The 23,195-nt window shown below is 62.9% G+C and carries 20 protein-coding genes and 2 tRNA genes; 15 read left to right on the top strand and 7 right to left on the bottom strand.

The annotated features are described in order from the left end of the window. The first annotated feature begins 130 nt into the window (after positions 1 to 130). Positions 131 to 775 (top strand): PAS domain-containing protein, encoded by a 645-nt coding sequence (locus FIU81_RS06920; protein ID WP_124112828.1) that lies wholly within the window; start codon positions 131 to 133, stop codon positions 773 to 775. Between the two features lie 147 nt (positions 776 to 922). Here FIU81_RS06920 and FIU81_RS06915 read toward each other — a convergent pair whose 3' ends face one another. Beyond that, positions 923 to 2,293 (bottom strand): class II 3-deoxy-7-phosphoheptulonate synthase, encoded by a 1,371-nt coding sequence (locus FIU81_RS06915; RefSeq protein WP_124112827.1) that lies wholly within the window; start codon positions 2,291 to 2,293, stop codon positions 923 to 925. A 148-nt stretch (positions 2,294 to 2,441) separates the two neighbouring features. Here FIU81_RS06915 and FIU81_RS06910 point away from each other — a divergent pair, with 148 nt between their 5' ends. From FIU81_RS06910 to eno, 9 genes are all read left to right on the top strand, one after another. Next, positions 2,442 to 3,449, top strand: a complete 1,008-nt coding sequence (locus tag FIU81_RS06910; protein WP_124112826.1) for a GlxA family transcriptional regulator — start codon at positions 2,442 to 2,444, stop codon at positions 3,447 to 3,449. A gap of 224 nt (positions 3,450 to 3,673) precedes the next feature. Further along, positions 3,674 to 4,255, top strand: a complete 582-nt coding sequence (locus FIU81_RS06905; protein WP_124112825.1) for an NTP transferase domain-containing protein — start codon at positions 3,674 to 3,676, stop codon at positions 4,253 to 4,255. Between the two features lie 60 nt (positions 4,256 to 4,315). After that, positions 4,316 to 5,377, top strand: a complete 1,062-nt coding sequence (locus FIU81_RS06900) for a fasciclin domain-containing protein (protein ID WP_124112824.1) — start codon at positions 4,316 to 4,318, stop codon at positions 5,375 to 5,377. Positions 5,378 to 5,502: 125 nt separating this feature from the next. After that, positions 5,503 to 5,576: transfer RNA gene (locus FIU81_RS06895), tRNA-Gly, on the top strand. A 26-nt stretch (positions 5,577 to 5,602) separates the two neighbouring features. After that, positions 5,603 to 7,204 (top strand): acyl-CoA dehydrogenase family protein, encoded by a 1,602-nt coding sequence (locus FIU81_RS06890; RefSeq protein WP_124112823.1) that lies wholly within the window; start codon positions 5,603 to 5,605, stop codon positions 7,202 to 7,204. Positions 7,205 to 7,256: 52 nt separating this feature from the next. Beyond that, positions 7,257 to 7,943 (top strand): DUF533 domain-containing protein, encoded by a 687-nt coding sequence (locus tag FIU81_RS06885; protein ID WP_124112822.1) that lies wholly within the window; start codon positions 7,257 to 7,259, stop codon positions 7,941 to 7,943. Continuing rightward, the gene (locus FIU81_RS06880) at positions 7,940 to 8,761 is read left to right on the top strand and encodes a PhzF family phenazine biosynthesis protein (protein ID WP_124112821.1); all 822 of its coding nucleotides are present in this window, start codon (positions 7,940 to 7,942) and stop codon (positions 8,759 to 8,761) included. The genes FIU81_RS06885 and FIU81_RS06880 overlap by 4 nt, the downstream gene beginning before the upstream one ends. A gap of 113 nt (positions 8,762 to 8,874) precedes the next feature. Continuing rightward, complete coding sequence (locus tag FIU81_RS06875; protein ID WP_124112820.1) at positions 8,875 to 9,768, top strand: DMT family transporter; 894 nt, start codon at positions 8,875 to 8,877, stop codon at positions 9,766 to 9,768. A 32-nt stretch (positions 9,769 to 9,800) separates the two neighbouring features. Beyond that, on the top strand, positions 9,801 to 11,075 hold the full coding sequence (gene eno / locus FIU81_RS06870) for a phosphopyruvate hydratase (RefSeq protein WP_124112819.1): 1,275 nt from the start codon (positions 9,801 to 9,803) through the stop codon (positions 11,073 to 11,075). A 35-nt stretch (positions 11,076 to 11,110) separates the two neighbouring features. Here eno and FIU81_RS06865 read toward each other — a convergent pair whose 3' ends face one another. Continuing rightward, complete coding sequence (locus FIU81_RS06865) at positions 11,111 to 12,538, bottom strand: MFS transporter (protein WP_124112818.1); 1,428 nt, start codon at positions 12,536 to 12,538, stop codon at positions 11,111 to 11,113. A gap of 109 nt (positions 12,539 to 12,647) precedes the next feature. Between FIU81_RS06865 and FIU81_RS06860 the strand changes: the two genes are divergently transcribed. Next, the gene (locus tag FIU81_RS06860) at positions 12,648 to 13,250 is read left to right on the top strand and encodes a GNAT family N-acetyltransferase (protein WP_124112817.1); all 603 of its coding nucleotides are present in this window, start codon (positions 12,648 to 12,650) and stop codon (positions 13,248 to 13,250) included. Here FIU81_RS06860 and FIU81_RS06855 read toward each other — a convergent pair. Then, entirely contained in the window at positions 13,247 to 13,732 is a 486-nt protein-coding gene (locus tag FIU81_RS06855; protein WP_172971419.1) for a PRC-barrel domain-containing protein, read from the bottom strand. The genes FIU81_RS06860 and FIU81_RS06855 overlap by 4 nt on opposite strands. Positions 13,733 to 13,790: 58 nt before the next feature. On the opposite strand from FIU81_RS06855, the gene FIU81_RS06850 reads away from it, so the two are divergent. The 4 genes from FIU81_RS06850 (at position 13,791) to glgX (ending at position 18,088) form a co-directional block, all read left to right on the top strand. Next, positions 13,791 to 14,474, top strand: coding sequence for a haloacid dehalogenase type II (locus FIU81_RS06850; protein ID WP_254696017.1), 684 nt, complete (start codon positions 13,791 to 13,793; stop codon positions 14,472 to 14,474). After that, positions 14,471 to 14,890, top strand: coding sequence for a cupin domain-containing protein (locus tag FIU81_RS06845; protein WP_124112814.1), 420 nt, complete (start codon positions 14,471 to 14,473; stop codon positions 14,888 to 14,890). Before FIU81_RS06850 ends, FIU81_RS06845 begins: the two co-directional genes overlap by 4 nt. Positions 14,891 to 14,964: 74 nt before the next feature. Further along, on the top strand, positions 14,965 to 16,041 hold the full coding sequence (locus FIU81_RS06840; RefSeq protein ID WP_172971418.1) for a sugar phosphate nucleotidyltransferase: 1,077 nt from the start codon (positions 14,965 to 14,967) through the stop codon (positions 16,039 to 16,041). 46 nt (positions 16,042 to 16,087) lie between these two features. Further along, positions 16,088 to 18,088: a glycogen debranching protein GlgX gene (glgX, locus tag FIU81_RS06835; protein ID WP_124112812.1), complete on the top strand. Its 2,001-nt coding sequence runs from the start codon at positions 16,088 to 16,090 to the stop codon at positions 18,086 to 18,088. A gap of 110 nt (positions 18,089 to 18,198) precedes the next feature. On the opposite strand, the gene FIU81_RS06830 is transcribed toward glgX, so the two are convergent. From FIU81_RS06830 to FIU81_RS06815, 4 genes are all read right to left on the bottom strand, one after another. Beyond that, a complete protein-coding gene (locus FIU81_RS06830; protein WP_124112811.1) occupies positions 18,199 to 18,597 on the bottom strand; it encodes a hypothetical protein in 399 nt (132 codons plus the stop codon). After that, entirely contained in the window at positions 18,598 to 22,218 is a 3,621-nt protein-coding gene (locus FIU81_RS06825) for a vitamin B12-dependent ribonucleotide reductase (RefSeq protein ID WP_124112810.1), read from the bottom strand. It lies immediately after the preceding gene. A 475-nt stretch (positions 22,219 to 22,693) separates the two neighbouring features. Continuing rightward, positions 22,694 to 22,770 (bottom strand) — tRNA-Pro (locus tag FIU81_RS06820). A 44-nt stretch (positions 22,771 to 22,814) separates the two neighbouring features. Then, the gene (locus tag FIU81_RS06815; RefSeq protein WP_320414797.1) at positions 22,815 to 23,126 is read right to left on the bottom strand and encodes a DUF192 domain-containing protein; all 312 of its coding nucleotides are present in this window, start codon (positions 23,124 to 23,126) and stop codon (positions 22,815 to 22,817) included. Positions 23,127 to 23,195: the final 69 nt, after the last annotated feature.

The raw sequence follows: 23,195 nt of genomic DNA, 5'->3' as shown, positions 1-23,195 counted from the left end.
CGGCGTTAACCTCTTGCTAAGTAAAGGGGCGGTAATCTTGGAGCCGCCATGCTATTTCCACGTTGTGGGGATGATGGCGGCTTCGCGGTAAAGATACCACCGCAAGACCGCGCTTGCAGGGGTGCGGGTGATGAAACATGACGACAAGATCATAAGACTGACACAAGCAGATGGCTTGGCCGATCCGGACCGCGCCAAACTGGAAGCGCATTGGCGCGCCATCGGCGGGTCACGCGATGTGCCCGACCGTGCCGATCTTGACCCGAACGCCATTGCGTCCTGCCTTGACCGGATGCTTCTGATCGAGCGTATCGCCCCGCGACAGGCGCGGATCCGGCTGGCCGGGCAGCGCATCACGGCGCTTCCCGGACACGATCTGCGCGGCATGCCGCTGTCCACCCTTGTCGTGCCGCCGTCGCGCGACTGGCTGGGCGATGCGACCCTTGCGCTGTTCGAGCAGCCCGCCCGCATCGAATTGGGCCTTGCCGGTCCACGCAGCACCTTTCGCAAGCGCAACCGGGCATCGCTGATCCTGCTGCCGCTTCGTGATCGCGACGGTGATGTAAGGCTTGGTCTGGGGTTCGTGACACTGCCGCAAGGTGCGACAGGTGCGATGACACGGTTTGAGATCTGCGGAGAGTCCCGCCGCGCGTTGCAATGCGTCGATCGCAAATTGCGCGCCGTTATCGAGCCGAGAGGCGAACCCGATTTTGAGACGGCCGACCGGGCGCGCGAGGTTCTGCGCCGCCGCCAGGGGTTCCGGGTTATAAGTTAGATCGCGCGTGGGTAAAGCCGCATTGATCCAAGACCACTCGTAGCTTTAATTGCAAGCTGCGCGTGTTCTCATATCTCGTGAAAGCGGTTGCCCACTTGTCACCGGCGCGATCCGGCTCATCACAGCCAGATCGCCACCGGCACCAAATCAGGCGCGCGCCGCCGCCTTCACGTTCCCACGGCCTTCACGCATCAGCTGGTTGACCAAGAACGCCAGTTCCAGCGCCTGATCGGCGTTCAAGCGGGGATCGCAGGCCGTGTGGTAACGGTCCGACAGATCCTCGTCCGTCAGAGCACGCAAACCGCCGGTGCATTCGGTCACGTCCTGACCGGTCATCTCGAAATGCACGCCGCCCGGAACGGTGCCCGCATCCTGATGGACACGGAAGAACGCCTGCACCTCGCCCAGCACATCCTCGAACGGACGGGTCTTGTAACCGGAGGCGGACTTGATCGTGTTTCCGTGCATTGGATCGCAGGTCCAGACGACCTGTGCGCCCATCTCTTGCACAGTCTCGATCAGCCGGGGCAGATGCTCGTCCACCTTTTCGGCCCCGAAACGCGTGATCAGCATCAAGCGGCCCGCGTCGTCCAGCTTACCGTTCATCAGCTTGTCGACCAGAACCTTCAGATCCTCGGCGCTGGTGGTCGGACCGCACTTCAGGCCGATGGGGTTCATCACTTTGGAGCAGAAATCCACATGTGCGCCGTCAGGCTGACGTGTGCGGTCACCGATCCAGATCAGATGGCCGGACCCTGCGACAAGCTCTCCGCTGCGCGGATCGACACGAGTCAACGCCTCTTCATACTCAAGCAGCAGACCTTCATGGCTGGTGTAGAAATCCACGGTCGCCAGTTCTTCCGCCTTGCGCGGGCTCAGGCCAGCAGCCTTGATGAAGTCCAGCGTGTCCTGAAGCGCATCGGCGATCCCGCGGTAGGCTTCGGCCTTATCCTCGGCGGTGAAGTCCAGCGTCCACTGGTGGACCTTGTTGATGTCGGCAAAGCCCCCGCGCGCGAACCCACGCAGCAGGTTCAGCGTTGCCGCGGCCTGGGTGTAGGCCTCGATCATGCGGTTCGGATCGGGGATGCGGGACGCTTCGTCGAAATCGAAACCGTTGATGATGTCACCACGGTAGCTGGGCAGCTCGACGCCATCGACCGTTTCGGTCGGGGCCGAACGCGGCTTGGCGAACTGGCCCGCGATACGGCCGACCTTCACCACGGGCACCTTGGCGCCATAAGTCAGAACCATGGCCATCTGCAGCATGACCTTGAAGAAATCCTGCACCTGGCTCTGGCCGAACTGCTCGAAGCTTTCGGCGCAATCGCCGCCCTGCAGCAAGAACGCTTCTCCACGGCTGACGGCGGCCAATTCTGACCGCAGACGTCGCGCCTCATCCGCGAAGACCAACGGCGGCAGACCACGCAACTGTGCTTCAACGGCGTTCAGCGCAGCCGTGTCGGTATAGACCGGCATCTGGATCCGCTCTTTGTCGCGCCAGCTTTCAATTCCGGACATCTGCATCGGTCCTATCCCCGTCAATCTGTTCGGCGATCAGCTATACGCACGCCCCGCCCGGCTTGCAAATCCGTTCGGGCCGCTTTCTCACGCTCTTGCGGCAGACCGCGTTTGATGGTTCCGTCCGCCGATATTTCCGCGAAGGACCCTGCCCTTGCCGCAATCCGCCTCTCCCGTCAGTCGTGCGCCTTTGGCCGAGGGTGCCGTGCGGCATGTGACATTTCTGCTGCTCGACCGGTTCAGCCTGCTCAGCTTTTCCGGAGCGGTCGAATGCCTGCGCATCGCCAACCGTGTGGCGGGTAGCACTCTCTATACATGGTCGCTGACCGGCGACGGCGGTGAGACCAAGACCTGTTCGGCCGGCGTGACCTTCACTCTGGACGACGATCTGGGCGATCCGCCGCGCGATGCGACCATTTTGGTCTGCGGCGGGATCGACGTGGCCGAAGCCTCCAGCAAGCGCGTTCTAAACTGGTTGCGGCGCGAGGCGCGGCGTGGATCGGTGATTGGCGGGTTGTGCACGGCTGCTGTCACGCTGGCCCGCGCGGGTCTGCTGGAAGACAAGCGCGCGACGATCCACTGGGAAAATCAGGACGGGTTCGCAGAAGAATTCGACGACGTCGAACTGACCCGACGCGTTTTCTGCATTGATGGCAATCGTATGACAACGGCGGGCGGCACGGCATCCATCGACCTGATGTTGCGCTTGATTGCACGGGATCAGGGAGAGGATATCGCCAACGCGGTGGCCGACCAGTTGATTTATTCATCCATCCGCACGGATCAGGACCAGCAGCGCCTGTCTACGCCGACCCGCATCGGCGTGCGGCACCCGAAGCTGGCGCAGGTCATCCAGCGGATGGAAGCCTATATCGAAGAACCGATCAGCCCCGCCACGCTGGCGACAGAGGTCGGACTGTCCACTCGCCAGCTCGAACGCCTGTTCCGGCGCTACCTGAATCGCAGCCCGAAACGCTACTACATGGAGCTGCGCCTAGGCCGTGCGCGCAATCTGCTGATGCAAACCGACATGAGCGTCATCAACGTGGCGCTGGCCTGCGGATTCACTTCTCCGTCGCATTTCTCGAAGTGCTACCGCGCGCATTACCAGACGACCCCTTACCGCGAGCGTGGATCGCATGGTCAGGGCGACTGAGCGCCGACACTGGCAAAGAAAAAGGCGATCTCGACCGGGACAAGTCGAGACCGCCAAAGACGCGGCGCCGGGGGCAAACCGACCGGGACAGGGTCGGAGATCTACGGGGAGCAGAACCTTCGTTGCGGAAAGCAACGACCTTGTGCCCCGGCAGAGCCATTCGTCACTTGACCAACACCGAGTCGGACAATGGGTTCCCGGCGCGGGTGACGCTTTGTTGCGCCATGAATAGGCTGACAATCGCGATCCTCGGGGCCGGTTCTGGCAGCCGGATGCGTGGCGGCGACAAGTTACTGGAACCCGTGGACGGCCTGCCACTTTTGCGCGTGCTGGCACAGCGCGGTTTGGAGACCGGCTTTCCGGTCATCGTCACCATACCCACCGATGCCGTCAAACGAAGATCTGCGCTGGATGGATTGGATGTAACGATCATCTCCATTCCCGACGCAGACACAGGCATGTCTGCATCCTTCCGGGCGCTCCAGCACGTGACCACCGATCTTTTGATTTGCCTCGGCGATATGCCCGAAATTACGACCGCACACATGGGAGCTTTGATCGCCGCCCGCGATGGCACGCGTCCGGTACGCGCGACGTCCGAAGCTGGCGTACCCGGTCAACCCGTTCTGTTTCCGGCATCTCTGGTTGCGCGTTTCGGTGAACTGAGGGGCGACACCGGCGCGCGTACCTTTCTGCATGACCCGATCTTTGTGCCCCTGCCGGGCGACGCTGCCGTCACCGATCTGGATACACCAGAAGACTGGACCGCGTGGCGCGCCGCGCGGCGCAACGATACCCGAAGGTGAAACTTTCAACCGGCGATCTACGTAACTGGAAAGACGAATGCACCAGAACGGGAGCCTCTCATGCGACTTGCCCTCATTCCCTTTGGCCTTTGCCTGGCCGCACTGCCTGCGTTCGCGCAAGAGCAGGAAACCGGACCCAATGGATTGCCGATTGTCGGTGGTGCAGAGATGTCGCCCGAGAAGACCATCGTGGGAAACGCCGTGAATTCGGCCGATCACACGACGCTTGTGGCCGCGGTTCAGGCCGCAGGACTTGTGGATACGCTGACCGGCCCCGGTCCCTTCACCGTCTTCGCCCCGGTCGATTCCGCATTCGCCGCCTTGCCCGACGGCACCGTCGAGACGTTGCTGTTGCCGCAAAACCTGGATGATCTGCAGAAGATCCTGACCTGCCATGTGATCGCTGCCGACATGATGCGCGCGGATATCCAGCGCGCCATGGCCGAGGAAGGCTCGACCACCATGGGAACAGTGGGCGGCTGCAACGTGACCTTCGCGATGGATGGCGACACTCTGACCCTGACTGATCCGCGCGGCACCGTCGCTCGCGTATCGATCCGCGATGTCGAACAATTGAACGGCGTGATCCACGTGATCGACTCCGTCCTGTTGCCCGAAGAAGCCGCCTTGAGCATCGAGGGCGAGGCAGAGGTCACCGAAGATGGCATGCGCACCGACAACCCGATGACAGCCGGGAACGCGGACGACACGTTGGTTGATGTGATCGCCGGGGCCGACGACTTGACGCAACTCGCCGCTGCCGTGGAAGCGGCTGGTCTGGTCGATGCCTTGTCCGGCCCCGACCCCATCACGATCTTCGCACCGAACGATGCCGCGTTCGAGGCGGCTAGCGCCCTGCCGTCGGGTGACGCGCTGAGCGCCCTTCTGCTGGCCCACGCGGTCCCCGGCACGCTGACCGCCGCCGATCTGGCCAGCGCGCGGCAAAGGGACGGTTTCGTCGATCTGACCACCCTGTCCGGCGACGCCATTTCGATCCAGATGCGCTCTGACCCGCCTGCCGTCTTCGATGAAAACGGCACGATCCAGCGCATTGTTGCGGCGGATCGCATGGCCGGGAATGGCGTGATTCACGTGGTCGACGGCGTTCTGATGCCGCGCTAACGCACTTTGCGTTATGCTGAATGCTCAAGGCCCGTTGTCATCGCAGCGGGCCTTGCCGCTTTCGCAGCCAAGCCACACCAGCCGCTCTTGTGCGAAGCCCACACCGGCGATAAGCACATCCCGACGCGGGTGTAGCTCAATGGTAGAGCAGCAGCTTCCCAAGCTGAATACGAGGGTTCGATTCCCTTCACCCGCTCCAAAGTCCGCACCACATCGGGGGCGTCGATGATCCAGCCGCAAAATCAGCTTGCGACCCACACGGTCGACAACCAGCCGGGTGCGCCCGTGGATCGCGATCCCTTCACCGACGACCCCATTCTGGCCGATCACGTGCGCGCCCAAGGCGGTGACCTGGACCACCTCGCCCGCTTCGGCGGTGCCCTGGCAGGTCATTGGCAGACCGGACGGGATGCCCGCCAGCACCCGCCCGAGGCCCTGATTTTCTACCGCACCGGCGCACGGCTCGACGAGGTGCGGTTTCATCCGGCTTACCACGACCTCATGCGCCTGGGCCTGTCCCATGGCTACGCCGCCCACCCGTGGTCGGGCGCGCGCGGCGGTCACGTGACCCATGCAGCCATGGTCGCGCTGTTGAGCCAGATCGAGCCGGGCACCTGCTGCCCGATGACGATGACTTACGCCGCCATCCCGGCCCTGCAGGCTACCGGATTTGATGACTGGGCCGACAAGCTGGCCACCCCTGACTACGACTCGGCGATCGCGCCGTTGTCCGCCAAACGCGCCGCGACGATGGGCATGGCGATGACCGAAAAGCAGGGCGGATCGGACGTGCGCGCCAACACCACCCGCGCCGAGCCGGACGGCAACGCCTGGCGGCTGACCGGCCACAAATGGTTCTGCTCTGCGCCCATGTCCGACGGCTTCCTGACGCTGGCGCAGACGGACGACGGGCTGACTTGTTTCCTTGTCCCTCGTTGGCTGGAAGACAATACCCGCAACGCCATTCATCTGATGCGCCTGAAGGACAAGCTGGGAAACCGTGCCAATGCCAGCGCCGAGATAGAATTTCACGGCGCTCGTGCGCTGCTGGTCGGCGAACCGGGGCGTGGCGTGAATGCCATCATCCGCATGGTTCACCACACGCGCCTCGATACCGCCATGGCTCCCGTTGGCCTGATGCGCGCGGCTCTGGCAGAAGCGATGCACTGGGTCGAAGGCCGCCGCACGTTCCAGCGCCGCTTGATCGATCAGCCGCTGATGCGGCAGGTGCTGGCCGACCTCGCGCTCGATCTGGAAGGGGCCACGGCCTTGGGCCTGCGGATCGCGCGCGCCTTCGACGAAGACGCCCCTTTGGCCCGCGCGGGCGTGGCACTGGCGAAGTTCCTGTCCAACAAGCGGTGCGGCCCGGTCGTGGCCGAGGCGATGGAAGTGCTGGGGGGCATGGGCTACGTCGAAGATACGCCGATGCCGATGCTATATCGAGAAGCCCCGCTGAACGGCATTTGGGAAGGCTCCGGTAACGTGATCTGCCTGGACATCTTGCGCACGCTGGCCAAGGACGACGCCGCGCGCGATGCCCTGTGGGCCGCGCTGGATGCCCCCGCAGGTGCCGATCGGACCTTTGATGCCGCACTAAGCCAGTTCCGAACAGACTTCCCCGGCGCACCACAAGAAGCACTCGCACGCCTTTACGTGGAACGCCTTGCCACGTTGCTGACAGCCGCGACCCTTATCGAAACCGCATCCGCGCCAGTGGCCGACGCCTACTGCGCCACCCGACTTTATCAACCACGGGGCCAGATCGCCGGATCGGTGGCGGATCTGAACGCCGAGGCCTTGCTCTCCCGCCTTTCACGCACTTGTTAATGCGGCCGGATGACCCAGATATAGCGGGACCGTTTCAATGGAGACCGCATAGATGTCGTTGAAGAACATGGCCGTGAAGATGGCACTCGCATTCGCCGCCGCCAAGGGCGTGCAGGCGTTTCAGAAATCCGGCGGCATGTCCGGGATCAAGGACAAGCTGGCCAAGGCCAACACAGGTGGCCAAGGCGGACAGGGCGGTGGCCTTGGTGGCCTTCTCGGCCAGTTGGGCATGTCCGGCGATGCGACCGGCGGCGCGGGTGGGTCGAACTCCCTCGGCGGTCTTCTGGGCGGATTGGCCGGGCTTTCGGGCGGCGCTGCCGGATCGGACCGCATGAAAGGTCTGCTCGACAGCACTGCCGACACGCCCGAGGACACCCCCGAGGAAGAGCAAGTCTCTGGCTTGATGATCCGCGCGATGATCCAGGCCGCGCGGGCGGATGGCGAGATCGACGAGCAAGAGCGCGCCACGCTGATGGAAGTGATTGGCGACAGCGACAGCCATGAAATCGCCTTTGTGCAAAAGCAGATGGCTGATCCGGTGAACCCCGAAAGCCTGGCCCGTGACACGCCCAAGGGCCACGAGGTCGAGGTTTACACGGCATCCGTCGTCGCCATCGAGCCTGACAACCGCGCCGAGGCCGAGCATCTGGACCGTCTGGCCAAAGCGCTGAAGCTGGATCAACTGACGGTGAACGAGATCCACCAGGCGCAAGGCAAGCCGCCGCTCTACACCATTTGACCGCCTACGCGGTCTACGACGTCTTCACCGACGCCGCGTTCGGGGGCAATCCGCTTGCCGTGATCCCGGACGCGCGCGCCCTTTCCGAAGCCGCGCTGCAGAAGATCGCGCGAGAGTTCAATTTCTCGGAAACGACCTTCGTCTATCCGGGTGAGGATACGACGCGACCCGGCGTCCGCATCTTCACGCCCACTCAGGAAGTGCCCTTCGCGGGCCACCCCCTGATCGGCACGGCGGTTGCATTGCATGACGCAGGCGCGCCGTCCGAGCTGACCCTGCGCGTCACGGCGGGCGACATCGCCGCTCATGTCAGAAACGGCCATGCCAGTTTTCGGCGCGAGACTACGCTTGAAACCTTGCACCACCCTGAACCAGACCTCGTCGCCCGCTGCCTGATGCTGCCACCCGGCAGCGTCGGCCCGTGCATCACCGTATCGGTCGGTCTGCCCTTCACCATGTCGCCCCTGCCCGACCGCACCACGCTCTCGCGCTGTGACACCGACATTGCCGCCTTTCGCGAGGCGCACGCCCGCTATCCCACGTCCTTCGACTTCGCCGTCTACGCCTACGTCCGCGATGGCGATACGACTCACGCCCGCATGTTCGCGCCTTTGGACAACATCCCGGAGGACCCCGCCACTGGCTCTGCCGCCGCCGCACTAGCAATGCATCTTGCGGATGGCGCACCGCTCGACCTGACGATCCTACAAGGCGAAGACATGGGTCGCCCCTCACGCATCGACGCCACAGCCGACACTGCCGGCGTCACCATCGCGGGACACGCCGTTCGCGTCATGGCAGGTAGGCTTCTCCTCTGATCCACGCCTCACTCTTTGCTTTTCCCAAATACCCAGTCTCATAGTCACCACGCGCGCTGTCCAAACCTGACGCGATGCACTAGCCCTGCGTCAACGCCCCGCGGAGCATGCCGATGAACCCCGAAAATATGCGCGCGATGCTCTTCATGGTGCTTTCCATGGCGCTCTTCGCGACAGAGGATTTCTTCATCAAGATCGCGACGGCGGGCATGCCTGCGATGCAGGTCCTGTTCGTCCTGTCGGTGGGCGGCGCCTTCATCTTCGGGTCGATCTGCCTGGCGCGCGGTATGCCCTTGATCTCACGTGATCTGCTGCTGCCCGGCGTCGCCGCACGCAACGGGGCAGAGATCGTCGCCACCGTCTGCTTCATCACGGCGTTGTCCTTGATCCCACTGTCGCTCGCCGCCGCGATCCTGCAAGCCACACCGATCTTCGTGACCGCAGGCGCTGCGATCTGGCTAGGTGAAACGGTGGGCTGGCGACGCTGGCTGGCCGTTCTCGTCGGCCTGTTCGGAGTGCTTCTGATCCTGCGCCCGGGGTTCGAAGGGTTCCGGCCGCCAGCGTTGCTCGCCCTCGTCGCGGCCATGGGCTTGGCCACGCGCGACGTCGTCTCTCGCCGCATTCCCCGCCGTATTTCGACCGTCCAACTGTCGTTCTGGGCCTATGCTCTTCTGTCCGTCGTCAGCGCCGTGCTCATGGTGCCGGGCGGTGTCTCATTGGACGCCGGCGTTACGGCTTGGCGTGCCGCAGGCTTCGCGACGGTGCTTGGCGTTTTCGGATACGCAGTGCTGACAGCGGCGACCCGGCTCGGCGACGTGTCCGCCGTCATCCCCTTTCGCTACACCCGCCTGATCTTCGCTCTCGCCATCGGCACGACGCTTCTGGGCGAACGCCCCGACGCGCTGACCCTGATCGGTGCGGCCATCGTGGTCAGCGCGGGGCTTTACGCGATCTGGCGCGAAAGACAGGTGCGCCGCATTGTTCCATTCTCTCGCACGGCGCGGTAGTCCTGCGCTAACACCCATCTTAGGAGCCCCCAATGACCGCCATCATCGACATCCACGGACGCGAAATCCTCGACAGTCGCGGCAATCCCACCGTCGAGGTGGACGTTATTCTGGAAGACGGCACCATGGGCCGCGCCGCCGTGCCGTCCGGGGCCTCGACCGGCCAGTATGAGGCGCACGAGCTGCGCGATGGCGACAAGTCGCGCTACATGGGAAAGGGCGTGCAGAACGCCGTTGCCGCGGTGAATGGTGAGTTGGCAGAGGCGCTTTTGGGCTTCGACGCCACCGACCAGGAAGGCATCGATGCCATGATGATCGAGCTGGATGGCACCGAAACGAAGTCGCGTCTGGGCGCAAACGCCATTCTGGGCATCAGCCTTGCGACCGCCAAGGCGGCCGCCGAGTTCACGATGCAGCCGCTATATCGCTACGTTGGCGGCACCTCTGCCCGCACCCTGCCCGTGCCGATGATGAACATCATCAACGGCGGCGAACACGCTGATAATCCTATCGATATCCAGGAATTCATGATCATGCCCGTGGCGGCGGAGAACATCCGTGAGGCCGTGCGCATGGGGGCAGAGGTTTTCCACACGCTGAAGAAGGAGCTGTCAGCCGCCGGTCTGGCCACCGGCATCGGCGACGAAGGCGGCTTCGCACCCGACATCAAGTCCACTCGCGATGCGCTTGATTTCATTATGAAGTCCATCGAAAAGGCCGGATACACGCCCGGCACCGACATCATGCTGGCGCTGGACTGCGCCGCCACGGAATACTTCGAGAACGGTAAGTATGAGATGAAAGGCGAAGGCGCGTCGCTGACGCCCGAGGAGAACGTCGATTACCTTGAAAAGCTGTGCAACGACTACCCGATCCTGTCGATCGAGGACGGTTGTGACGAGGATGACTGGGACGGCTGGAAGGCCCTGACCAACCGTCTGGGCGACCGCGTTCAGCTTGTGGGCGACGACCTGTTCGTCACCAATCCCGCCCGTCTGGCCCAAGGGATCGAGCGTGGGTGTGCGAACTCTATGCTGGTGAAGGTCAACCAGATCGGCACCCTGTCCGAGACGCTGCGTGCCGTCGATATGGCTCATCGTGCACGCTACACGAACGTCATGTCCCACCGCTCTGGCGAAACCGAGGACGCGACCATCGCCGACCTCGCCGTCGCCACGAACTGCGGTCAGATCAAGACCGGATCGCTGTCACGGTCGGATCGTCTGGCGAAGTATAACCAGTTGATCCGTATCGAGGAAATGCTGGGCGAAGCCGCCGTCTACGCAGGCAAGTCGATCCTGCGCTGAACGCTGCGCCCCGGTCAATCCGCCGGGGCGTCACCTTACTCTGCCGCGTCGTCACCGACCATGAAGACCGCGGCTGCCGCGCTCGCCAATGCCAGTGCGACGCCAACCCATGCGGCGGCGGCGAATCCCACCAGCAGGTTCTCCGCGGATCCGATCAACACCAGCCCCAGAAGCGCCGTCGCGGTCAGGCCTGCGACACGGCTGATCGCGTTGTTCACCCCAGACGCCACGCCCGTAAACCGCGCGCCTGCACTATTCAGCACAGCTGTCGTCAGTGGCGCCACGGACGCGGCCATCCCAAGGGCCAACACCAGCAACGGTGGCAAAAGGTGCTGCCAGTAGACGACGCTGTCGGGTGGCACGGCAGCGAACAGCGCGAAGCCCACCGTCACCATCAGCGATCCCGCGATCAACAGCGCACGCGGCCCGAACCGATCCGCCAGTGCGCCGCCGACCGTGCGAGAGAGTAGCCCCAACACCAGCGGGAACGGCAGGATCGCCGCCCCGGCTTGGGTGGCGCTGTAGTCGAGTTCCGAGATCAGCGTATAGGGCAGCAACACCAGCAGCCCTCCAAGCGCGGCGTAGAGAAACAGCGTCAACAGCGAGAGGCCCGCGAAGGTGGGCCGGGCGAACAGGGCGAGCGGCATCATCGCGCGGTCGCCCAAACGATGCTCTACCGCGACAAAGGCCGCCAGCAGCGCCAAGCCGAGGCACAGCGCGGCCAGCACCACAAACGTCGCCCCGCGTTCGGGCAGTGCGATCAACGCCCAGATCGTTGCCAACAGGCCGGCGCCAGACAGTCCTGCGCCCCGCAGGTCCAGCGGCGCACGGTCATCTGACGGCGCGCGGCTTTCCCGAACGGACCGCCACGCCTGCCAGAACGCGAAGGCGGCGACCGGGATGATGGCGCCGAAGGCCCATCGCCAGCCTGCCGAATCTACGATCAGCCCGCCGATCAGGGGTGCCAGCGCCCCAGCCGCAGCCCCCGATGCGGCCCATGTCCCGATAGCAGCGCCACGCGCCTTGCCGTGGAAACCGTCTGCAATGATCGCAAGCGATGTGGGCGCGAACATCGCGGCGCCCACCCCTTCCAGCGCCCTGCCCGCCAGCAGAACCGGAAAGCTCCATGCCACCGCACACAACCCACAGGCCAGCGTGAACACGGCCAGACCTGTCAGAAAGATACGCCGCCGCCCGTACCGATCGCCGAGCGCGCCGCCGATCAACACCAGCGCCCCCAGTGGCAGCAGGTAAGCGTTCACGATCCACTGCGCGCCAGTGGGACCGGTGCCGAACTCTGCCTGCATCCGGGGCAGCGCCACGTTGACGATGGATCCAACGATGAACGCCAGGCTCGACCCGACGACCGTTGCGATCAAAGTGCCGCGCGTATTCATCGCGGCGGCAGATTGTGCGGCCACGCCCGCAGGATCGGTGCATGGCGGCGGCAAAGGGTCTGACATGATTGCTCCGGCAAATATGGCGCTCTCTACCACGGCCCTTCCCCGCCGTCGCGCATGGACGCCCATCGACCCTGCGCTAGGCTAAGCAGCCAAGCCGAAAGGAGACCGCATGGACATCGCCCCCCGCCCCCTGACCGATGGCAGCTATGCAGTGCCGAAGGGCCAGTTGGCCGTCGTGGTCACCCATCTGTCCTGCGACACACCGGTGGCGCTGAAACCGCGCCCCGACGGGGTGACACTGAAGCGCGAGAACCGGATCGAACCGGGAGTCTACCGCGAGTTGTTCAAGATGATCGGGCGCGACTGGCTGTGGACGTCCCGACTTCTGTTGGAGGATGACGCGCTGGTGCAGATCCTGCTGGACCCGGACGTAACGCTGTTCACCGTAGAAGGCGACGGTGCGCCTCTTGGCATGGTCGAGCTGGACCAGCGCGATCCGCTGAATCCGGAAATCAGCTTCTTCGGCCTGACGCCGCAAGCCATCGGCAAGGGCACCGGGTCGTGGCTGATGTCCTACATACAGACCATGCTGTTCGAGCAGGCCATCGAGGCGGTGCACCTGAATACCTGCACGCTCGACAGTCCGACTGCGCTGCGCTTCTACATGCGCAACGGCTTCAAACCAACGCGGCGAGAGGTGCGCATCTTCCCCGATCCCCGCGCTTTGGGGGTATTGGAGGAAGACGCCGCACCGTTCGTGCCGTTGCTTTAGTCGTTCATCGGCTCAAGGTTTTCGAGCTGCTCACGGCTTAGGCGGGTGATGACCGTGACATCATCGCTTTCCGCGCTGGAGCGGATGAGGCGCAGGTCTTCCAGCGGGATCATCACAGTGCTTTCGCCGATGCCCAGAAAGCCACCGACATCGGTGGTAAGGCCAAGGATCGTGCCTTGCGTGTCGATCATCACGTCCTCGACCCCGCCGATGCGCGTCAGATCGGCGATCATGGTGCTCAGCGGATCAGCGTTCTCCCACATCTGCACGTCGTAATTGCCCTCTAGCGAGACAACGTCTGCATCTTCCAGCATGCCGGCTGTCAGGGGGGACATTTCCTTGGTCTGCGCGACGTCGGTTTGGGCTTCTTCCATCTGGGTGGTGTCGGAAGCGCTCGGGTCTGACGCGGTCGAGTCGGATTGGGCCATGGCCACGGATGCGGGAAGCGTCAGGGCGATGGCGAAGAGAGCATTGCGGAACATGGGAACATCCTTGAAATATGTGTCGACAGCCAACAGCGTCACAGCAGCGAGAGTTCCCGTGAGCCAGATCGACGCCCTTATCTTCGACGTCTTCGGCACCTGCGTGGACTGGTTGACGCCTGTGGCTGCGGAAGTCGCAAGCGCGATCCCCGGTACGGATGGCATGGCAGTCGCGCTGGCGTGGCGCGCGGAATACGATCCCGCCATGCGCCGGGTACGAGACGGCGGGCGGGGATACGTTCCGCTGGAGGTGCTGCACCGCGAAAATCTGGATCGGGTATTGGACCGTTTCGATCTGAACTGCGCCGATCCTGACACCCTGACGAACGCGTGGGAACGCCTGACCCCTTGGCCCGACACCGTTCCGGGGCTGACCGCCATGCGCGCAAGACGGATCATCGCTCCCTGTTCGAACGGGTCCATCGCCTTGATGACCCGCCTTGCCCGCCACGCGGGCCTACCGTGGGACTGCATTTTGGGCGCAGAGATCGCGCAGGATTACAAGCCCAAGGCGCAGGTCTATCTGGCCTCCTGCGCTGCGTTGCGCCTTCCGCCAGAGCGCGTGATGATGGTTGCGGCGCATAACGGCGATCTGCATGCCGCGGGCGACGCGGGTTTGCGCACAGCCTTCGTGCCACGCCCAACGGAATACGGCCCCGACCAGGCGGACGACTTGGAGCCGACCGGCGATTGGGACGCGGTCGCGCCCGACTTCGTCACGCTATCGGAGATGCTCCCATGACCGCAGAAGAGATCATCGCGCATCTATCCCTGCAGCCGCACCCAGAGGGCGGCCACTACCGTCAGACGTGGGAGGCCGAGGGCGATGGTCGGCCTAGCGGCACCTGCATCTACTTCCTGCTGAAGGCGGGAGAAAGCAGCCATTGGCACCGCGTCGATGCCGTCGAGATCTGGCACTTCTACGCCGGCGCGCCACTGATCCTGTCGATGTCCGAAACCGACGCCGGTCCCGCGCAGGACCATACCCTTGGCCCCGATCTTGCCGCTGGCATGGTGCCGCAGATCATCGTTCCCGCCCACCACTGGCAGGCGGCGCGCACCATTGGGGACTACACGCTGGTTGGCTGTACAGTCAGTCCGGGCTTCCGATTTGACGGGTTCGAGTTGGCAAAGGATAGCTTCACGATTCCAAAGTGATGGAACCGTCCCGGCTTTGGCGACCTCTCCTTTCGTAGTGCAATTCCGGCGTGTGTGTGCCGGGGGAGGATCGCGTGGGACTGTCGTCTCTCATCGCCCGTTCGGGCATTCAAAACGTGTCGGATGGCGTTCTGCCGATCCTTCTTGCCGGGGGCCAAGGGTCCCGATTGCACGAACTGACGGATGCCACCTGCAAGCCCGCCGTACCCTTTGTCGGCCAAACGCGGATCGTGGATTTCACGATGGACAACGTGGTGCGCAGTGGGATGTATCAGATACTCGTGGCGACACAGTATCGCCCGGACGAGTTGAACCAGCATCTGATGGGTCGTTGGGCCGACAAGGTTCACGTCGGCCTCCGCCACGCCCCGGACATCGCAAGTGTTACGAAGGGTGCACGCGGCACGGCGGATGCGGTGCGGATGCTGATCCCGGAGATCGACGCGATCGCCCCGCGCGACGTGGTGGTGCTGGCGGCGGACCACGTCTACCGAATGGACTACACTGACATGATTGCCGACCATCGCCGCTCGGAAGCGGATGTGACAGTCGCCGTCGATCTGGTCCCGCAAGCCGAGGCCACCGCATTCGGCGTGCTGGATACGGACCGCACCAGGCGGATCACCCGCTTTCTGGAAAAGCCTGCAAGGCCGCCGGAAGCTCCGAATGCGCCGGGTCAGTCCTTGGCCAGCATGGGGCTGTATGTCTTCAAGTGGGAAACGCTGCGGGCCCTACTGATCGACCATCCCGATGGCCTCGATTTTGGCCATGACATTCTGCCAGAGATGATTCTGGAGGGGCGTGCTTTTGCGCATACCCCGGCGGACCTTGCCCCCTTCTACTGGCGCGACGTGGGCACGCTTGACGCACTGCGGCACGCGGCGCTCGATTTCATGGGTCCAGACGCGCCCTTTCCCCTGCCCGACCAGTCCGCAAGCAGCCGTCGGGACTGCCAAGACAGCCTTATCATGCAGGGTGCGTTCGTGTCGAAAGGCTCAATCCTTCAGGATTGCATCGTCGCCCCTGGCGCCGTCATCCCCTTCGGCACGATGATCGGAATGGGCTTTCGCAGCGACGCGGACCGCTTCAGACGCACCGAAAAAGGCACGTGGCTGGTCACACCGGAAATGCTGCGGCGCGGAAACCCTTAGGCGTGATAAGCGTTGTCGCTCTGATCATTCTTTCAGGGACGGCACAGTGACATCATTCTCTTTCGACGCATCCGCCGCGTCACCCAATAAGCTTGGCGCGTCGTTCGACGGCAGCGGCACGAACTTCGCGCTGTTCAGCGAGCACGCAGAACGGGTTGAACTGTGTCTGTTCGACGATGGCGACACCGAGACGCGGCTGGACCTGCCGATGATGGAAGGCGGCGTATGGTTCGGCTATTTGCCGAACGTCGGCCCCGGCCAGCGTTACGGCTACCGCGTCCACGGCCCCTACGCGCCGGAACGCGGCCATCGCTTCAATCCCCACAAACTTCTGATCGACCCCTATGCGCGGCAGCTTGACGGCACGGTGCAGTGGCATGACGCGCTGTTCGGCTATCAAGTCGAAACCGGCGATGACACGACCTTCGACGATCGCGACAGCGCGCCATACGTGCCGAAGGCCTTCGTGACCGATCCCGCCTATGATTGGGACGCCGATGCCGCACTAGAGACGCCGTGGTCCGAGACGGTGATCTACGAGGCGCACGTGCGCGGGTTGACCATGCTGAACGAGGATGTCCCCGAAGACATCCGCGGCACCTTCGCCGGTCTCGCCAGTGACACGATGATCCAGCACTTGAAGACCCTTGGCGTGACGGCCATCGAACTGCTGCCGGTCCATGCCTTCCTGCAGGACCGTCACCTGATCGAGAAGGACCTGACGAACTACTGGGGCTACAACACGCTCAACTTCTTCGCCCCCGAACGCCGCTACCTGAAGACCGGCGCGTGGGGAGAGATCAAGGACGCCGTAAAGCGGTTCCACGAGGCCGGGATCGAGGTGATTCTGGACGTCGTCTACAACCATACCGCCGAAGGCTCGGAACTCGGGCCCACCCTGTCGTTCCGGGGCATCGACAATGCGACCTACTACCTGCACGGCGACGATCCGCGCTACGTCTACGATGTGACAGGAACGGGAAATACGGTGAACGTGGCGCACCCCATGGTCCTGCGCATGGTTTTGGATTCGCTGCGTTATTGGGTCGAAGAGATGCACGTCGACGGTTTCCGCTTCGACCTTGCGTCCACCTTGGGCCGCGAAGCGACGGGGTTCGAGCGTGAGGGCGGCTTTTTCGCTGCGATCCGCCAAGACCCGGTTCTGTCAGGCGTCAAACTCATCGCAGAGCCTTGGGATATCGGCGACGGCGGCTATCAGGTCGGCGGTTTTCCGTGGCCCTTCCGGGAGTGGAACGACAAGTTTCGCGACGACACCCGCGCTTTCTGGAAGCGCAGCGACGGGATCAAGGGCGCTTTGGCCGAACGCCTGTCGGGCAGCCCGGTGCAGTTCGACCACTCGAACCGGCCCGCGACGTCGTCAGTCAATTTCGTGGCGGCCCATGACGGCTTCACGCTGTGGGACACGGTCTCCTACAACAAAAAGCACAACATTGCGAATGGCGAAGACAACCGCGATGGCCACGGCAACAACCTGTCGGACAACATGGGTGTCGAAGGCCCGACCGAGGATGAGGGCGTCACCGCCTCTCGCCTGCGCCGGGTCCGTGCGATGCTGTCCACGCTGATGCTCTCGCGCGGTGTGCCGATGCTGCTGGCGGGCGATGAGATGGGCAACAGTCAAGATGGCAACAACAACGCCTATGCGCAGGACAACGAGATCGGCTGGACACGTTGGCACGCCCAGCCCGAGCTGATCGAAACAGTCGCACAACTGACGGCGCTGCGCCGCCGGATGCCGATGCTGTCGGGATGGAAGTTCGACGGGGTGCAGATTGTCTGGCGCGGTGCGGATGGCGAGGCGATGGCGGATGCCGACTGGACCGATACGGGCGAGCCGTTCGTAATGGATATGTCTCATGACAACGATCGCGTGCTGATCGCGGTGAACGGCGGTGACGATATGGAACTGGTCCTGCCGGACGGAAACTGGACCCTTGCGTTCGAGTCAGAGCCGGACACGACAACACTGTCGGATAATACCTTTTCGATGGGCTGGCAGACGGTGGCGGTGCTGGAGCCGACATGAAAATGGGGGGCCGATTGGCCCCCCAGTTTCGCCGATCAGAATCACTCGTTGACTGCTCGTGATGCGTTCTGCCTGCGCCCTGATCCGCGTTCTGTGTTCCGCATACTTGTTTACTGAAATAGTTCGATGAATTGAGCTGCGAGTTCAGCCCAAGACTGAACATGCGACCATCCTGATTTCTCGCGATAACCGCGACGCTCCAGTTCTGAAGCGACTGTCTCGGGAGTCGTGCTTACCAGTACGGCGATGATTTCTTCACGCTCTTTTTCGGTGAAGTACCCGAGCTGCGGGAATTGATCTAGAAGACGAACCTCGGATATTTCGATCCGGTTGGAATTCTTTGCAGTAACGGCATACACGCAGTTTACTCCGTGAATACGCGAAACAGAAGTATCGTCGCTATCAACTAATTCAACAATCTTCTCGAAGCCAAAAGCCCTGACATTACGGATCGTCGTGTTTGTACAGCCCTCGATGAGTATAGCACTCGGCTTATATTTCTGCGTCATTCAGCTACACCCGCTCGTGCCGCCGCAGGTGTTGCACTTCATGCAGGTGCCGTTGCGCACCAACGTGTAGTTGCCGCACTCGCCGCAGGGGTCGCCCTCGTAACCTTGCATCTTGGCCTTCGCGCGGGGGTCGACCTGCGCGATGGTGGCGGTCGAGGTTTCCAGCGAGGACAGGGTCGCCGCCTCGCCGTCCGTCAGCGACACCGCCTTGCGCACCCCGTTTTGCATCACGACCAGCTCTTTCGGAGCACGGCCCCGCAGGTAGCCGGAGGATGCGACCTGACGCAGCACGTCCAGCGGGGACGATCCGTCCGATCCCGAAACCTCGGTGAAGTTGCGCTTGCCCTCTTCCTCGCCCCGGCCAAGGTCGTCGAAGGACTGACCTTCGGGCTTCACATGGGCCAGATCGGAACGGTCCAGGTAGGACACGGCCAGCTCGCGGAAGATATAGTCGAGGATTGAGGTCGCGTTCTTGATCGCCTCGTTGCCCTGTACCATGCCCGCCGGCTCAAAACGGGTGAAGGTGAAGGCATCCACGAACTCTTCCAGCGGCACGCCGTATTGCAGACCGACCGACACCGCGATGGCGAAGTTGTTCATCATTGCCCGGAAGCCAGCACCTTCCTTGTGCATGTCGATGAAGATCTCGCCCAGCTTGCCGTCCTTGTACTCGCCGGTGCGCAGATAGACCTTGTGCCCGCCGACGATGGCCTTCTGGGTGTAGCCACGACGCCGCTCGGGCAGCTTTTCGCGGGCCTGCGCGACTTCCTTGTAGATGATCTTCTCGACGATCTTTTCGGCCAGCACCTGCGCCTTTTCCTGCGCGGTGCCGGTGGCCAGAACCTCTTCGGCCTCATCGTCGTCGTCGATCAGGGCCGAGGCCAGCGGCTGCGACAGCTTCGAGCCGTCGCGGTACAGCGCGTTGGCCTTGGTGCCCAGAGACCACGACAGCTCATAGGCCTTCTGGCAATCCTCGACCGTGGCCGAGTTCGGCATGTTGATCGTCTTCGAGATCGCACCAGAGATGAACGACTGCGCCGCCGCCATCATATGGATGTGGCTTTCGACGGACAGATACCGCTTGCCGATCTTGCCGCAGGCGTTGGCGCAATCGAACACGTGGTAGTGCTTGGGATCAAGATGCGGTGCGCCTTCCAGCGTCATCGCCCCGCAGACGTGTGTGTTCGCAGCGTCGATGTCGGCCTTCGAGAAACCAAGGTGCTGCAGCAGGTTGAACGACGGGTCGTTCAGCTTGGCAACCGGGATGCCCAGCGTCTTGGTGCAGAACTCTTCGCCCAGCGTCCACTGGTTGAAGACGAACTTGATGTCGAACGCGGTAGGCAGCGCGGCCTCGATCGCCTTGATCTCGGCCTCTCCGAAGCCGTGACCGATCAGAGAGGTGTGGTTGATGCCCGGTGCGTTACCCATGCTGGCGTGACCGACGGCGTAGGCGACCATCTCTTCGATCTGGGCAGAGCCGTAGCCCAGCTTTTCCAAAGCGGCAGGGACAGAGCGGTTGATGATCTTGAAGTAGCCGCCACCGGCCAACTTCTTGAACTTCACCAGCGCAAAGTCTGGCTCGATTCCCGTGGTGTCGCAATCCATCACCAGGCCGATGGTACCCGTGGGCGCGATGACCGATACCTGAGCGTTGCGGTAGCCGTGCTGCTCACCCAAGGCCAAAGCCTCGTCCCAGGCGCTGGTGGCCAGCTCAATCAAGGACGCATCGGGGCAGTCGGCGTGGTCCAAAGCGACCGGCTTCACGTCCAGTCCTTCGTAACCGTCGGTCTTGCCGTGGGCCGCTGTACGGTGATTGCGGATGACGCGCAGCATGTGCTCGGCGTTCTTGGCGTAGCCGGGGAACGCGCCCAGCTCGGACGCCATTTCGGCCGATGTGGCGTAGGACACGCCCGTCATCAGCGCGGTCAGCGCACCGCACAGGGCGCGACCCTCGATGCTGTCGTAGCCGTAGCCCATGTTCATCAGCAGGCCGCCGATGTTGGCATAGCCCAGACCCAAGGTGCGGAAGTCGTAGCTGCGCTGCGCGATCTCTTTCGAGGGGAACTGCGCCATCATCACGCTGATTTCCAGCGTGATCGTCCACAGGCGGGTGGCGTGCATGTAGTCGGCGGACTGAAACTCGCCGTCCTTCAGGAAGGTCAGCAGGTTCATGGAGGCGAGGTTACACGCCGTGTCGTCCAGGAACATGTACTCCGAACACGGGTTCGAGCCGCGGATCGGGCCGTCTTCGGGGCAAGTGTGCCAGGCGTTCACCGTGTCGTGGAACTGAATGCCGGGGTCGGCGCAAGCCCAGGCGGCGTGGCCGACCTGCTCCCACAATTCGCGGGCCTTCAGAGTCTTGGCGACAGAACCATCGGTGCGGCGTAGCAGTTCCCAGTCGGCATCGTCCTTGACGGCCTTGAGGAACGCGTCGGTCACGCGGATCGAGTTGTTGGAGTTCTGGCCAGAGACGGAGGAATAGGCTTCGGAGTCCCAGTCAGTATCGTAGGTCGGGAATTCGATGCTTGTGTAGCCTTGGCGGGCGTAATCCAGCACACGCTTGATGTAGGTTTCCGGGATCGCAACCGACTTGGCGGATTTGATCGCGGCCTTCAGCGCGGCGTTGGCGTTGGGATCGTAACGGTCGTCACCCTGATCGGCGTTCTCGGCGATGGCGGCGAAGATGCCGTTTAGCTCACGGGCGTGCAGCTTGGAACCGGCCACGAGCGACGCGACCTTCTGCTCTTCGATGACCTTCCAGTTGATGAACTTCTCGATATCGGGGTGATCGGCGTCACAGATCACCATCTTGGCCGCCCGGCGCGTGGTGCCGCCCGACTTGATGGCGCCTGCCGCGCGGTCACCGATCTTCAGGAAGCCCATGAGGCCCGAAGACTTGCCGCCGCCGGACAGGGGCTCACCCTCGCCTCGCAACTGGCTGAAGTTCGATCCCGTGCCAGAGCCGTACTTGAAGAGGCGCGCTTCACGGACCCACAGGTCCATGATGCCACCATCGTTCACCAAGTCATCGGATACGGATTGAATGAAGCAGGCGTGGGGCTGCGGATGCTCATAAGCGGAGTTGGAGGCCGTCAACTCGCCTGTCTGCCAGTCCACGTAGTGGTGGCCCTGGCTGGGACCGTCGATGCCGTAGGCCCAGTGCAGACCGGTGTTGAACCACTGCGGGCTGTTCGGCGCAGCCTTTTGCGTGGCCAGCATATAGCGCATCTCGTCGAAATAGGCCTGCGCGTCCTCTTCAGTGGTGAAGTACCCACCCTTCCAGCCCCAGTAGGTCCAGGCACCAGCCAGACGGTCGAACACCTGCTTGGCCGACGACTCGCCGTCACGTGCGCAGTCACCATCAGGGACAGAGCGCCACAGAAATTCAGGCACGCCCTTTTCCTTCACGCGCTTCAGCTTTTCGGGGATGCCGGCCTTGCGGAAATACTTCTGGGCGATGACGTCGCTGGCGACCTGGCTCCAGCTTGTGGGCACTTCGACCGCATCGTTCTTGAACACGACCGTACCGTCGGGATTACGAATCTCGCTGACGGTGGTGGTGAATTCCAGCGCGGCGTAGGCGTCCTGCCCGGCCTTGGTGAACTTACGATCGATTTTCATGCGTATGCGCCCCTTTATATCCAATGCCCAAGCCGACCCCTGCCTCTGACGGGCGCACATGATGCTCGGACCCGCTATGTGCGAGGATGCGCCGGATAACAAAATGTGGTGGTCTGCCGTTTCGTTCGCACAACTTGACGTGTCGCCACCATCGGCGCAAACGAATTTTGGCGTTTATACACCGTTAATTTTTCTTGACGGGATCGAGTGATTCCCTCGCCGCGCCACCCGACCGCCATTTCCGCAATAATCCCTTGAGGATAGGCGTCGCGGCTGAAGTTATCCACAGGGTCGGTATAGGGTGGACAATTAGCGAGCGTGCCCAAATCTTCGGCAGATCACCCGCAATGCATGGGCGGCGACTGCGACATGATCACTACATCTGGTAGAGGCAAAGCGGAATCGGCACCGAATCTCCGACCCGTGCAAAGGCATGTAACGCCACGCCTGAAGCTTCGTACGAGAATAGTGAAAATGGTCGGGGCGAGAGGATTCGAACCTCCGACCCTCTGCTCCCAAAGCAGATGCGCTACCAGGCTGCGCTACGCCCCGACGTGCGCCGTCCTAACGTGCAAGATCGCTCAAGGAAAGCGACTTTAGTTGCCGCAGGCCCATGCCGCTTCATCTTGCGGCAACGCAGGGTGACGCAGCACCGTGCCCTCTTCGATCCCCAGACGCGCGGACAGCCCGCCGTTGATCTCCAGCACCGCGCGCACCTTGTCCCCGCCGGGGATCGGTGTCTCGTCCAGCGGAACGGCATTCTCATGGATGTGAGTGATCGTGCCGCTGTCGTCCATGAACAACATATCCAGTGGGATCAGCGTGTTGCGCATCCAGAAGCTGGCGGGTTGTTCTGATTCGTAGACAAACAACATGCCCTGCATGGTCGGCATCGATTCAACGTTCATCAGACCTTGCGCGCGTTCGCGATCATCATCGGCCACATCGACGGCGAAGCGGGCCTTTCCCCAATCGCC

It is taken from the genome of Palleronia sp. THAF1 (genome assembly GCF_009363795.1).
Taxonomy (GTDB): Bacteria; Pseudomonadota; Alphaproteobacteria; order Rhodobacterales; family Rhodobacteraceae; genus Palleronia.
Note: the sequence above shows the minus strand (reverse complement) of the source record. Positions and strands in the feature narration are given on the sequence as shown.